Origin of the sequence: Pseudoalteromonas rubra (assembly GCF_005887115.1) — a bacterium.
In the GTDB taxonomy this organism is placed as follows: domain Bacteria; phylum Pseudomonadota; class Gammaproteobacteria; order Enterobacterales; family Alteromonadaceae; genus Pseudoalteromonas; species Pseudoalteromonas rubra_F.
On sequence record NZ_PNCJ01000055.1, the window covers coordinates 1 to 13,044 of the forward strand.

Sequence of the window (13,044 nt, forward strand, 5' to 3'; positions counted from 1 at the left end):
TTGACAGTGGGAGTCATACCAACGCCTCTCTTAACTGGCGCAAAATAGCAGGCTAAAATTAGCGACGAAGGAGCGCAAGCCTGCTGTTTTGCGTCCCTTGGTTAAAGCGTTTGTTAGGTGCTCACTCAATGTTGTATTGCTTACCAGCCGAAAAACCAGCAAAATTAATTTCAAGGTCCATGTCTGGAGCTGGGCAACCAAGTAACTTAACCTTTTTAAAGAGTGCCCAGCTATTAAGCCATTTAACATCGTTTGTCTTCGTGTTGACAATGAAATAACTATTATCTTCACGCCCAAAGACTGAGCCATACATAAAACCAAGATTGCAGCCTTGAACTCCAAGTATTTCATCCATGATCACAGGGGAAAACAAACCGTCAAAAATCCAGCCATGATGCCCGTAAAAACCTTGTAGCGTATAGCCATCCTGAAGATCATGTTTTTTCCATGAAAGTGACAACAATATAATCAACACAGTAACAATTATGACGGCTCTCTTCATTCAGCTACCTACGATCAGCACCTAACGCTCGCTTAACCGGCGCAAAATAGCAGGCTAAAATTAGCGAAAAAGAAGCGCAAGCCTGCTGTTTTGCGTCCTTTGGTTGAAGCGCTTGTTATAAACCACTTGTAACTTGATAGTCTGTAACTAAGCCTACATTTTTTATTGGCGAAGGCAAAATATCATCAGGGGTATTAAGTACACCATCACGACCATATGAGCGAATATGGTATGAGCTTTCATCAATAAGCTTGTAAAAGTAAAGCTTTCCTTCAGTATTTACTTGTGCTGCATCATGAAGGAAAACCATAGAGTTTTCTGGTAAAGATTTTTGCAACGCTTCTAATGACTCAGGGTATTGTCCATTTTGGACTTTATAAAACTCTATTGCTTGAACAGCGCTTGTTAATTGTGTTTTTGTAAGTTCACCACGCAAGTCATCGTAAACACCGCCTTCTTGTACAAAGCCAAGGTATCCCAGCGCACTATAAAGAATGACAGTGAATGCTATACCACATGCACCAACTATTTTTAGTTTTGTGTGTTTTATGGCAAAACCCCATACAATGGCGATTATTCCGAATAAAACACCAATTAATGGAATAAATGACATCCCACCAATAACATAGCCTAGGCAACCAGCTTCTTTCTTATTTTCTTGTTTATTTTCCATACTACATCGATACTTCTATTGGTTTATAACGCTTGCCGCTGAGGAATCCCCAGATAATTATATTTTAAATCAATATGATGGACACGCACGGCATTGTTTGAACTAATTTATTTCGCCAAAAACCAAATAGATAACAACACCATGCGTGACATCACTATCCTACACGATATGCTCAGAAAAAACTGCCCCAAATTCATGCTCGGCGCCTTGATCCGTTAATGCTGGCAACTGAGACTTTGCTCGATTGCAACCAACTATCTCTTACAGAGCTGGGTCGAAATATGAAGGGCCCTGTCGCTGCCAAGCACAACATTAAACGTATGGACCGACTGCTTGGCAACACCGCTATGCTTAACGACCGACTCGCTATTTACCGCTTCCATGCGCGCCTGATATGTGGCGCTAATCCCATGCCTATCTTGCTGGTCGACTGGGCCGATGTGCGAGAACAACTGCGGCTGATGACTTTGCGTGCTTCCGTCAGCATTCAAGGGCGCTCAATGATCGTGTATGAGCGCACCTTCACGTTTGCTCAATACAACTCACCTAAGTCCCATCAATTGTTCCTTGATGAACTTGCCTGCGTCCTGCCTGATAAATGTATTCCACTCATCGTGACCGATGCCGGCTATCGAAATACCTGGTTTCGACAGGTCGATAAAAAAGGTCGGTTCTGGCTGGGGCGGGTGCGTGGCAAAGTCACTTATCAGCATAAGAACAGCGAAAATTGGCATGTAAATCAGGCGCTTTATCCATCAGCCACTCCCCGTGGACGTTATATTGGAGAGGTAAAACTTGGCCGAAAAAGTCCTATCAACTGCCACCTGCATTTATATAAAGCCAAACAAAAAGGTCGTACTGACAGGCGCTCTTCAAAAGCTGGCAGGCATCATACCGCCCAAAAAAGTTATCGAACTGGCAGTAAGGAACCCTGGCTATTGGCCACTAACCTACCCGCTGACTTGTTCAAACCCAAACGTGTTGTCTCACTTTACGCCAAGCGCATGCAAATCGAAGAAAGCTTTCGAGACCTGAAAAGCCCCCAATACGGGATGGGTCTGAGACATAGTAAAAGTCGATGCCCCAACCGGCTCGATATACTGTTATTGCTCTCTTTACTGGCGACAATTATCCTCTGGTGGATCGGCCTGTATGCCCAACACTCAAATTGGCAACGAAAGTTCCAGGCAAATACAATCAGAGAGCGTGCTGTGCTGTCGACTGTTAGGCTTGGTAAAGAGGTTAGGCGGCGAAGCGATTATGTTATGACAGGAAAGCAACTGCGCTGGGCTATACGTGAATACGTGCGCTTGATACATCTGCTCGGAAGGCCTCAATTATGAGGGGATCCCCCAGCGCCCTGTTAAGGGGTGAGCAACGCAATACCGTTGCCGCCGCATACCACCTTAAACACTTAAACCAACGCATAGTGAAAATGCCACTCGTTGCGAATCCCTCTTAAACAGATTGTTAGAATTATTTTTCACATTTGCTTTGAAATAACGCATTATGATGTTCCATATAACTAGAAAACCTAGCGGCTTCGTCATGAGACATACAGTCAATGTTTACGGTAAAACCTGCTAAATCCTTATAATACTTTGGAAGCTTACGCAGAATTGAGTGGGAAAACCTGATTTCAAACTCATTTTTTTTCTTATAAAACAGAGACATTAAATGTGAGTCAAATAGCTTGTCTAACGTAGCTTCCAACAATATGCCATTAGCACCATCGAGTCTTTCGGTAGAATCAGAACAGTCTTTCCATGCCTTTATATGGGAAGCGATTAGGACCTCTCGAACAGAGTTAAGAGTTACAGCACAAGCTTCATTTCCCCAAACGCGAATTACATTTTTTCGATATTTCCCTTGTCCAACTCGAGCTTTCATCAGAGTTTCTCGTTCAGTTTCTGAAACGTCAGAATTCATAATTTCAGTAACATCATCTAGTAACTGATCTTCTGAATCAAAACCAACAAATAGCTGCTTTGAACTGTGCTTATTCTCGTAAAGATTATAGCGAGTTAGTTCGTGAAAAGAATGAAAGTCATCTATAGATATAAACTTAACGTCTTGCGGCTTAAAACGAATGTTAAAACAATTTATTGGTGGTAGCGTCGTCAACGGACTTGTATTGCCTCCGACAACCTCGACATCTTTAACCATCGACTCTATCACAGAGCTTTGATGAAGTTTATCGTAAGCCGCTTTAGCCTCTTTTTCAGTCAGGCACTCTACGCTAGCGATTTTTGCAATAGATATATTTTTTGCTTTGAACTTATCATAAACATATAGATGAATAGCGTATCTACACCCTGCATGCGCGTGATTCGTTGTATTTACCGGTTGAAGAAAAGCATACTTATAGCCATCCACTAAGGTTTCGAAGTCAAACAACCATTCTTCAAACCCAAATCCATTGTCAAACTCAAACAGCCCTTCAGTTTGACTTTTACCGCGTGTTCCAGATGGCTTTTTCCAATCATTATCATTCCAGCAAATCCTAGCTATCTTTTCTTCCACGAAATATCCTTTTAATTCTAACGCTTGCCTAACCGGCGCGAAATAGCAGGCTAAAATTAGCGACGAAGGAACGCAAGCCTGCTGTTTTGCGTCCTTTGGTTAAGGCACTTGTTATGTTTTATTTTTTAATTCTCATCAGTTGCATTTTCAAAGCTTTTTGCCTTTTCTAATATCAACGCAATCTCACTATTTTCCCACTCAGGTACAGGGTAAATCTCGTACATTTTGGACACCATTTTTAGATACTTCTTAGCAAGAATTATTTCATGCTCTGGAAACTTACACCTCGGCTCAGATATAAAAAGATCAATTACGTAAACATTGGCAGAGACCTGTTTTATCAATTCTCGTCTTGCACTCTCAATCTCTCCATTATTTAAATACACTAGTGGCTGAAATGTTTCGGCAAAGGATAAAATTACATCTTCCAAGAGTGAAGACGAGTCATTTCTTTTATGCGGACATGAATCATTTGCAAAAGAGTTCGAACAAAATAGTAATAAACTAAACACTAAATATTTCACCATCCTCTCCTTAAACATAACGCCCGGCTAATAAGTGAACCAAAGCAGGCGGGCGAATTGCTCTGCAATTGGCGTGACGGCTTTGGTGAATCTTAATTCAGCCGCTTGTTATGTCACTGGAATGCCACGACCTGCTTGTATCGATTTCCATCGAATATTTTTGAGAAGATCCTTATCACATTCCACTAGGAATTTTACAAAGTAAGGGTCTTTCTTAAACCAATAGTGAATGTAAGGAGCAATTCTTATTAAAAGACCTTTAATAATAAGTTGCATTTGTTTATCTAACTCGTCCATAAACATAGACAGATGAAATTCGCAGAGCTCATCTTTATAATTATTTGCAACCACAATTTCATCCAATGAAGTTACAGTCCACTTAATTGAAACCTCCTTGGACAAAACACTTAATCGATACGAAAGTAAATCTATTTGGTTTAACCTTTCGTCATCACTGTCGAGAATCATAAGTTCATCACGCTTATAATTTTCCATAAAGAAGCTATAAAAATCCTCATATAAATAATTTATATTAATAAGAGCCATCTCACTAACATCTGAGGCATATACAGACTCATACTTTTCTACAAAATCCTTAACACTAAAACGATTTTCAGGTGTAATTCCATAATAGAAATTTTCATTTTCCAAATATCGGTCATAGTTTCTTTTAACGTAATCATTAACGCTTAAAAAGAAAATATCTTCATCCTCGGACACAAAGAAAATAAAAGCAGGGATATTTGAATTCAACCAATAATCTGTTGTAGAAGGTTTAACTTTATAAAAACGCCATTCATTATCTTTATTAAAAGACAGCTCAGAAGTAGACTTCAGCTGAATTGCTGCCAACTTCCCCGTAACTTCATTGTCATCGGTGACATATTCAACTAGAACATCAATACCATAGTCTCGCTCACTGAGATCTCTTATTATCCAATGGTTGGGAATAGCGCGACTAAAAACCTTATAAGAAAACGATTCACTTGTATGATTTGTGCTTCTAGTTGGCAATCTATTTTTGAACAAGGCTAACCTCAAAGTTGAAAGACATAACGCCCGCATAAAAAAATGCGGATAATGCTTGGCTAAAATTAGCGAAGAATGAGCGCCAGCCAAGCATTTGACGTCATTTTTTATGCTATTGTTATGTCACGCTAATTCGCGTGTTATTTTAGTCATCATTTTTCTTATTCTTGAATATGAATACGGCCAACTTGATGTCTCTAAGCTTTCAAAAGCCGAGACAATCCTATCAATTCTTTTAATGCCCTTCCTCATACCTGTTAGCTCTTGGACATTTCTCTTATCTTGAGGAAGCCTCAATAAATCATAATATTTCTCTTGAGCTGTTCTAACTGCAACCAGATCTAAATCTAGGCTATAACGCATTGAAATTACGTTATGCTTTTCAAGTGTATTCAACACGGCAGTATGGTTGGTATTGATTTTACTTAATACATCATTTCGATCATTCTCATTAGGAATTAGTACTTTTATTAGCTCTTCGTCTTTATATTCAGTCTTATATTGAGGAAATCCTTGTGTGTTCAAGCTGCTAGCGTAATCATCATTCAAGTATGAAACAAAGAAATCTTTATCCAAAATGATTAAAAATGGTATCTCTAACTCATTTAGGAGGTGAATTGTATATTTCGCCTTATCCACACCCTCAAGATTTAAATAGGATAGGCCATTAGTTTCAAAATCAAACCCAGCCGCATCCCCAATTCTTTTTATGATCTCAACCTCATTTTTGCTCTCGGTAACAATGACATGACTAGAAAAGAAAAAGTCACTATTTCTATACCGATGAAATTGATAGTACTTAAAGTCATCTAAATCATATTTATCAAAAAAATCTTTAGGCAATTTATTGACTGTGGTAATAAAGCCTCTATTTTCACAAAGCTCCTTTTTAAAAGATATGATTTCCGTATGATCAACTTGATCAATCATTTGTGACGAATGTGTTGTAAAAAAAAGTTGTAGGATATTCTCTTTTTCAACTAACCCTTTAAAATATCGAATTAACTCTTTCTGAGCTTGCGGATGCAAGTTTGTCTCTGGCTCTTCTAAACCAATAATTATATTTTCATCCCTTGCCTTACCCAGTAAGTTATACAATGAGATAATCGTTAAACTTTGAATTCCAGAACCACACTCAACTAGAGGGTGACTCAACCCTGATTCTTCAATTGAAATAGATACATCTGATAAAAAATCCTTGTAACTTATAGTTTTTGAGTATTTTATTTTTATATCGAATGGTTTATTAACAGGGAACTCAGCCTTTGCATCTCTAGCAATCTTATCTAATGCATTAGTCTCAAGATGGTTTATTGCATGCCGAAATTTCACCGTATAATTATCACGGGCCGATGTTGCTTCCTTCATTTTTTCTTCAACAAGAAGCTGTAGCACACTGTGTTCCATTAACTCGAGTGCTTTCGCATCTCGATTTGGAGGAATAAGAATGAACTCAATTTGTTTTTTTATTTCTTCTATACATTCGCTATCCGTAACCCAGTTATTACCAGATTTATATTTGATCGTTCTTTTGCAACCTTTAGCATTCAGTTGAAAAGCAGCTTCAATCATTACTTTATTATTATTTATGTACTTGTCTGGTGTCCTATTTTCATCAAAGTTCTCGAAATGAATTTCAACTTTAGAGATAGCTCTAGGAGCAAAACTGTGCACACCATCAACGAATGCAGATTCTTCTTTCTCATAGTTAAAAAAAACATTCAGAGCTCGAAGTAAACAGGATTTCCCCGAATTATTTTGACCAACAATAGCGTTAATTGAATCGACCCAAATATCCGCCTTTTTTATTGAGCGGAACTTTTTAATGATAACTCTTGAAATTTCCATATACACCTAGAGGTTGAGAAAGTGACATAACGCCCGCATAAAATGCGGATAATGCTTGGCTAAAATTAGCGAAGAATGAGCGCCAGCCAAGCGTTTGACGTCATTTTTGATGCGTTTGTTATATGCACAATTACATATTAGGCTCGCAATATTTAAGCCTTGGTTTCGGATTAAAATAAACTAAGAAATTATTGTAATCATCGCCTAAATATACTCTTAATATCTGCTCTCTACCCCAAGCCTGAAAAGCAATGCTCGTAACTTGTTCTTTGTAAATGTGAAATACTAATTCCGCTCCCTGAAATAGCTTCACACTTACTGAGTTATTACCAAACGGTGAATGAGTAAATATTAATTTTTCGCCAGTGCCATAATCCATTAGGAATGAAAACTGCCCTTCATCATGGTCATATTCACTAGAATAATCAAAGCCTCTTTCAAAAAACTCTAGTTCTTCTGGAACTTCATAGGTCAACTTTAACTCCTGACTTCAAGTGCATATAACGCCGCAATATACGGCAAATTTTATTGGGTTGATTTTTGCCCGCGAAGCGGGATTGCAAAAAGCGACACAGTAAAATTTGTCCGCATATAATTGCCTTGTTAGGCATAGGCCGCCTCGTACTCTTTTTCAGATAGCTCAATGAGCTGCCAATTAAACCTTGTTGTAACCATTGTGAGTGACATACTGCCGTATAGATGCACCTTCCAAACAGGATCTTTATCGTTTAATCCATCCATTCTATGTTGAACAGCAGGCGTTACTTTACTTTTGATTGTTTCCTTAACGCTTGCTTCTAAAACCATAAACAGATCATTATTTGATGAGTCGTCATCGAACTCTGCATCCATGTACACCACTTGGCCACACTCAAATACTACTTTCCAGAATTTATCGTTTACTGTGCCTTGTACCAATATATCCAGAGTAACTTTCGGATAAGCACTTAAGTCAATACTCATATCAGCATTGTCTAAAAGAGATTCACAGACTTCTTGTAGTTCCATACTCTAGATGCCTAACGCCAGCATCATTGGCGTTTTTTGGAGTGGAGCGAATTGGCATATAATGAGCGAAGCGAATGCCAATTTGCGCAACGGAAAAAACGTCCAATGCATGCTCTTGTTAGGCATTAATTACGGATAATGCTTTGCTAGACTCAATATATCTTTAATTTTAACATGGACATATTTAAGAAATATATTGATCTCACTTAGCTCGAGATTTTTCTGGTTTGTTGTAATGCTTGATGGTGTCGCATGTAAAAGCTTACTTGTGTATGAATAGATATATTCATACTCGTCACCTAAGTCGACTTTTTTTGCCATATCACACCAGTTCCAACGCTTAGGGATAAGAAGTTTAATGTCTTCAGGTATTGAAGACAAAAAACTAGCCTTTTCATTTTCAAGCTCAGTAATGGAGCTTGTAATGACTGGTAACTGCTTATTCTCAACTAGATGAGCTTGAAAACTATACCCATTTGATTTTGCTTGCTCAGCGTAAATAGAGAAATGTCGAGCTGCGTTGTCATCAATCTTTTTCATTACGAATGAGCTTAATTTGAAAGCTTCTTTCTCTTTTATCTTAGAATCAGTAATTTCATTAAGCTTCTTGAGTTCTTCTTCCATTATTGATTTTTCTTCACTTTCAAACTTTTTTAAGAGTTGAACCTCTCGCTCAGTTTGAGCTTTGCAATCCTTCCAATACCTCAGCTGGGTGTCAATTAATCGGCTCGAGTAAACCAAGCCATATCGTGAATCCATCTTAAACAATAGCAACCAAACAGACATCTCAAAAATGTATCTCGTCACTGCTAATATGCTCATGGTCTCTATGTAGTTAAAATTCTGTTCTGTAAACAATCTTAACTTAACTAAGCTATCTCCCATTGCCGAACGACACCATGAGTCAGCGTCAAGCTTCATACTTTCAGTAACTTCGGCATTTTTCCGAATCCTTAAAGCCTCGTCATTAAGCAACGGTTGGAGTTCTGTTATAAGCGTTACTAAAGTCGAGGTTTGACCTTCTACATTTAAATTCATAATCAGTGCCTAACGCCGTTGTAACCGGCTAAAAATAGTTGGCTAAAATTTGTGAGGTACGAACAAAGCCAACTGTTTTTTGTCCGCGTTTACGACCTTGTTAGCCGCCATTTGGTGCGCCTATTTCAGGAAAATACAACTTTTGTTCATCACTCCCAAGAGGAAAATATTTAAATGTCTTCTCCTCATTTGCTATACCAACTTCCAAGCATGAAAAGTTTTGGAAGCCAGTTTTTTGGCAAAACACCATACCATGTAATCCTAGCCGTTCTTCTGCCTTATTGGATCTAAGGCACATATTCACTTTGGTTTTATCAAATGAAGACGGAAAGCACCACGCATCCTGAAGGTTTTCAGGAAGCTCGAAATGCTCATAAGCTATACATCTGGAAATTTTGTATAAATGTTCTGTTCCTACTCCTACGTCCCGAATGAACTCATGTGCAAAGAAGTCTGTTATCATCCTATGTTTAAGTTGTTGATCCGAGGATAGCGAAGGTATGTCGTTGTCAAAACCTATATGAGGTGCCCGAATACTCATTAATGCTTCGAATACCCCTAAACAGAAATATTCCCCTTCTCCAATTCTAGCTTCCTCCATCGCAATAAAAGGTTCAGTCGAACCGTAAAATACCGATTCTCCATCAATGTTTAGCCTTTGCGCTTTAGAGATTGATGGAGGTGGGTTCCATAGATGTGATTCAGCAGTAATTGTCTTGAAAGGCGTAATACAGTCTTCTTTTGGAAGTCCTCTAACACGAAATACTCTTGTCCCTTTCGGGTATTCGAGCACCCGTCTCTCTAGAGCTATAACTGAGACTGGACCTCCATTTGGCTTTAACACCTCAAAGATAGCTGTTCGCACTTCATCTGAGTTCATTGAGCGAAAATTCAAACGTCTAAATCCATCAATTTTCCGGTGCAGTTCGATTGAATCAATCTCATCCAGATATTTTTTATAAATTACGTTTTCATCCATCTTTAATGGTTTCCAATACGGCTAACGCTTGCCGTAAACGGCACAAAATAGCAGGCTAAAATTGGCGACGAAGGAGCACAAGCCTGCTGTTTTGTGTCCACGGTTTAACGGCCTTGTTAGCTGCCGTTTAACAGCTGAATTGCTAACTGTTTATTAAAAATATCTAACGTTGAAGCGGAACTCCACGGTTTTTCCATTACCCAATTTGGCAATTCAGTTTGAGATTTAACTGAGGCAAAAACTATATACAACAGAACCTGTGTATCATTAGGATCTATTTTGTTTAACTCTAGAGCATGTCTTAATGCTTTATTATAATCTTGCTGCTGAATAGCAATTAAATAATCACCCTGAAGTTTCGTCCAAGTTTTAGTTATATCATTAGCAAAACAAGAAGAACTAAAAAATAATGCCAGTATAAAAATTTTACGCATAATCCCTCACGGCTGCTAACGCCGCAAATAAACGGCAAAAATTAGTTGGCTATAATTTGTGAGGTACGAACAAAGCCAACTGGTTTTTGTCCGCCCTTTTTGATTTGCTTTGTTATACACCTAACTACCGCTTTTTTAAGTAACCACCAATGTACGAACTTTCATTGGGCCAAGAATATATGTGCATTTCTGTAAAATTGTTTTTAAACTTTACAAAAGCCAACGTTTTTTCACCCAAATGAGTATCGAAAGTACCATTGCAGCTTGGTTTATTGTTATATTCGATTACCGTGTATTCCCAAGCATAAAACTCAGTATCACCAAACCTTTTAAATGTATAAGTATCAGTGCTTATTTCAGGGTAGCTAATTACAGTTTGGGTACCATCAGCTCTTAACTCGTATGTCTCGTCACAATAATCAGCAACTAGATCCCACATACCAACATGGTAACCTTTTGCCTTTTCAGTTGTTGTAATTGTGCAACCTGAAATTATCAAAACTAAAAATGGAATGTGAAATTTCAACATTAAACCTCAATAGGTGCATAACAGCTTATTAGCGTGAATACCGGTTAGATACAGTTCCTGAAACCATACAGATCCACAGCTAAATTATTTTATTCATAATAAGAACAATAACCTACCACTATTGTACTCGCTACTCAAGCCAAAACGGCTTTGTTGAAACCGAGCCTTGTTCATAGCGAGACTTGGGGTCTCGTTATGTAAAACTACTAACCTTTTGAATCTGATTAACTTAAATCAAAGCTTCACTTAAACGAGACCTTCAAGCACGGAGAAAACGAGAAATTTGACTTGATAATTGGCCGCATTCACTTATACCTGTATAAATAAACAGCACTCGGAGTAAAGATGTCTTATTCACCTTTTTTGGAATCTGTACGCGTTGAGCTCAGGACCAAGCACTACAGTCTGAAAACAGAGAAAAGCTATCTGTACTGGATCAAAGGCTACATTTTATTCAATGACAAAAAGCATCCTGATGAGATGGGCAACAGGGAAATAGAACGTTTCCTCAACCACTTGGCCGTTAACCGGGCAGTGAGCGCTGCAACGCAAAATCAAGCGCTGTGCGCCATCATTTTTTTGTACCGTTTTGTTATAAAACGAGACATCAAAGGGTTAAACTATTCATTCAGTAAGCGAGATGTCACGTTACCCACCGTTTTGAGTGCAGATGAAGCGCAAAAGGTGATAGCTAACCCTCACGGCGTACACAAACTCATCGCGTCACTTTTGTACGGCAGTGGTTTACGTATCAATGAAGCTTTAAAACTTCGAGTTAAAGATCTCGATTTTGCCAATAAGTCTATTTTTGTTTTTCGGGGTAAAGGCCGTAAAGACAGATATACCTTGCTGCCTAAGTCATGCTTGCAGGCATTAGAAGAACAAATGACCATAGTCAAATCGCTTCACCAAAAAGACCTGAACGCAGGATTTGGACTGACTTCGCTGCCACCGGCTCTGATCCGTAAATACGGACATGCTGTGAAAGACTTCTCCTGGCAGTATCTGTTTCCCTCCTCTACGCGATGTATTCACCCGACAGACGGTTATGTCTGTCGTCACCATTTGCATGAAACAGCATTTCGCAAGCAACTCAGGGCTGCGGTGCTGGCTTCAGATATCACTAAGCGAGTTAAAGCGCATACTTTCAGGCACTCATTTGCCACTGAACTGCTGCGAAATGGCGCTGATATAAGGACAGTACAAGAGTTGTTAGGTCATACAGATATCAGAACAACCGAGATTTATACCCATGTTATGGGTGATAAGTTTGCCTATACAACAAGCCCGATTGATAAACTCTGATATTCGCGCGCATCACTTATTAGTCTAGGTATTTAAGAATTGAGTTGCGGTAGATCCCGGCTCGCACACGTCCGGGATGACGGAGCTGTTGTTAGGTTTATTTTCATTCAAAAACTGCTGCATGTTGCTCAAGTAGAGCCAGGCTCGCTCGCGTCCGGGATGACAAAGAGGTTTGTCGGGTTTGTCTTCATTGAGGAACCTCTGCGTAGTGTTCGGGTAGATCCCGGCTCGCACGCGTCCGGGATGACTGATAAGTGCAAGTGTATAAAACAAGATAAGAGACTAAATGCTGATTTAAAGACCAGCGTCCGTTCACTTATCCAACCCATAGAGGGCATCGGCCGTTTTGCGTAAGTCTACTTCGTCGATAAAGTCATCGCTTAGCGTGAGAATGGCGTTGAGGTTATTTTTGAGCTTTTCCTGGCTGAGGCCATTGGGTTTGAGCGCGGTTTGCAAAAGGTGCAGCGACATATCTGCCAGCAGCAGCTTTTGTTTTTCTGTCCAATTGTCGTCGCCCTGTTTGGCGCTGTCTTGTAAAATGGCCTGCTCTACTTCGTCGTGCATGCTCCAGCTGAGTTTGAGCAGCTCTCGGCGTGTTTCCTGATCCATGTTTCCCTCCGGTTGTAAGCTATTTATCTTGGCGGAGGATGGG

General features: G+C 39.3%; 14 protein-coding genes and 1 pseudogene. 2 read left to right on the top strand and 13 right to left on the bottom strand.

The features are described from left to right. Positions 1-121: 121 nt before the first annotated feature. Positions 122-502 (bottom strand): hypothetical protein, encoded by a 381-nt coding sequence (locus tag CWB98_RS21830; protein WP_138546733.1) that lies wholly within the window; start codon positions 500-502, stop codon positions 122-124. Positions 503-617: 115 nt separating this feature from the next. Next, positions 618-1,175 (bottom strand): type II secretion system protein GspG, encoded by a 558-nt coding sequence (locus CWB98_RS21835; protein ID WP_138546734.1) that lies wholly within the window; start codon positions 1,173-1,175, stop codon positions 618-620. Between the two features lie 141 nt (positions 1,176-1,316). Here CWB98_RS21835 and CWB98_RS21840 point away from each other — a divergent pair. Further along, positions 1,317-2,518: pseudogene (locus CWB98_RS21840) on the top strand (IS4 family transposase). Between the two features lie 133 nt (positions 2,519-2,651). Here CWB98_RS21840 and CWB98_RS21850 read toward each other — a convergent pair. From CWB98_RS21850 to CWB98_RS21895, 10 genes are all read right to left on the bottom strand, one after another. Then, positions 2,652-3,698, bottom strand: coding sequence for an HNH endonuclease (locus CWB98_RS21850; protein ID WP_212751158.1), 1,047 nt, complete (start codon positions 3,696-3,698; stop codon positions 2,652-2,654). Positions 3,699-3,823: 125 nt separating this feature from the next. Continuing rightward, entirely contained in the window at positions 3,824-4,222 is a 399-nt protein-coding gene (locus CWB98_RS21855) for a hypothetical protein (protein WP_138546735.1), read from the bottom strand. Positions 4,223-4,330: 108 nt separating this feature from the next. Then, on the bottom strand, positions 4,331-5,341 hold the full coding sequence (locus tag CWB98_RS21860) for a DUF4365 domain-containing protein (protein WP_138546736.1): 1,011 nt from the start codon (positions 5,339-5,341) through the stop codon (positions 4,331-4,333). Positions 5,342-5,374: 33 nt separating this feature from the next. Then, on the bottom strand, positions 5,375-7,099 hold the full coding sequence (locus tag CWB98_RS21865; protein WP_138546737.1) for an ATP-dependent nuclease: 1,725 nt from the start codon (positions 7,097-7,099) through the stop codon (positions 5,375-5,377). 130 nt (positions 7,100-7,229) lie between these two features. After that, positions 7,230-7,574 carry a hypothetical protein gene (locus CWB98_RS21870; protein ID WP_138546738.1) on the bottom strand — a complete coding sequence of 115 codons (345 nt, stop codon included), beginning with the start codon at positions 7,572-7,574 and terminating at the stop codon, positions 7,230-7,232. Positions 7,575-7,702: 128 nt separating this feature from the next. Then, positions 7,703-8,107 (bottom strand): hypothetical protein, encoded by a 405-nt coding sequence (locus CWB98_RS21875; protein ID WP_138546739.1) that lies wholly within the window; start codon positions 8,105-8,107, stop codon positions 7,703-7,705. Between the two features lie 129 nt (positions 8,108-8,236). After that, positions 8,237-9,145 carry a hypothetical protein gene (locus CWB98_RS21880; RefSeq protein WP_138546740.1) on the bottom strand — a complete coding sequence of 303 codons (909 nt, stop codon included), beginning with the start codon at positions 9,143-9,145 and terminating at the stop codon, positions 8,237-8,239. A 100-nt stretch (positions 9,146-9,245) separates the two neighbouring features. Further along, a complete protein-coding gene (locus CWB98_RS21885; protein ID WP_138546741.1) occupies positions 9,246-10,124 on the bottom strand; it encodes a hypothetical protein in 879 nt (292 codons plus the stop codon). 116 nt (positions 10,125-10,240) lie between these two features. Continuing rightward, entirely contained in the window at positions 10,241-10,558 is a 318-nt protein-coding gene (locus tag CWB98_RS21890; RefSeq protein WP_138546742.1) for a hypothetical protein, read from the bottom strand. Positions 10,559-10,682: 124 nt separating this feature from the next. Further along, positions 10,683-11,087 carry a hypothetical protein gene (locus CWB98_RS21895; protein ID WP_138546743.1) on the bottom strand — a complete coding sequence of 135 codons (405 nt, stop codon included), beginning with the start codon at positions 11,085-11,087 and terminating at the stop codon, positions 10,683-10,685. Positions 11,088-11,432: 345 nt separating this feature from the next. Between CWB98_RS21895 and CWB98_RS21900 the strand changes: the two genes are divergently transcribed. After that, positions 11,433-12,392, top strand: a complete 960-nt coding sequence (locus CWB98_RS21900) for an integron integrase (protein WP_138546744.1) — start codon at positions 11,433-11,435, stop codon at positions 12,390-12,392. Between the two features lie 312 nt (positions 12,393-12,704). Here CWB98_RS21900 and CWB98_RS21905 read toward each other — a convergent pair whose 3' ends face one another. Further along, positions 12,705-13,001 (bottom strand): hypothetical protein, encoded by a 297-nt coding sequence (locus CWB98_RS21905; protein ID WP_138546745.1) that lies wholly within the window; start codon positions 12,999-13,001, stop codon positions 12,705-12,707. Positions 13,002-13,044 lie beyond the last annotated feature (43 nt).

What these genes read in the sequence shown, in the direction of transcription:
- CWB98_RS21830 (WP_138546733.1), bottom strand. Translation starts at nt 502, where the DNA reads ATGAAGAGAGCCGTCATAATTGTTACTGTGTTGATTATATTGTTGTCA.
- CWB98_RS21875 (WP_138546739.1), bottom strand. Translation starts at nt 8,107, where the DNA reads ATGGAACTACAAGAAGTCTGTGAATCTCTTTTAGACAATGCTGATATG.
- CWB98_RS21885 (WP_138546741.1), bottom strand. Translation starts at nt 10,124, where the DNA reads ATGGATGAAAACGTAATTTATAAAAAATATCTGGATGAGATTGATTCA.
- CWB98_RS21900 (WP_138546744.1), top strand. Translation starts at nt 11,433, where the DNA reads ATGTCTTATTCACCTTTTTTGGAATCTGTACGCGTTGAGCTCAGGACC.
- CWB98_RS21905 (WP_138546745.1), bottom strand. Translation starts at nt 13,001, where the DNA reads ATGGATCAGGAAACACGCCGAGAGCTGCTCAAACTCAGCTGGAGCATG.
- CWB98_RS21865 (WP_138546737.1), bottom strand. Translation starts at nt 7,099, where the DNA reads ATGGAAATTTCAAGAGTTATCATTAAAAAGTTCCGCTCAATAAAAAAG.
- CWB98_RS21895 (WP_138546743.1), bottom strand. Translation starts at nt 11,087, where the DNA reads ATGTTGAAATTTCACATTCCATTTTTAGTTTTGATAATTTCAGGTTGC.
- CWB98_RS21835 (WP_138546734.1), bottom strand. Translation starts at nt 1,175, where the DNA reads ATGGAAAATAAACAAGAAAATAAGAAAGAAGCTGGTTGCCTAGGCTAT.
- CWB98_RS21880 (WP_138546740.1), bottom strand. Translation starts at nt 9,145, where the DNA reads ATGAATTTAAATGTAGAAGGTCAAACCTCGACTTTAGTAACGCTTATA.
- CWB98_RS21890 (WP_138546742.1), bottom strand. Translation starts at nt 10,558, where the DNA reads ATGCGTAAAATTTTTATACTGGCATTATTTTTTAGTTCTTCTTGTTTT.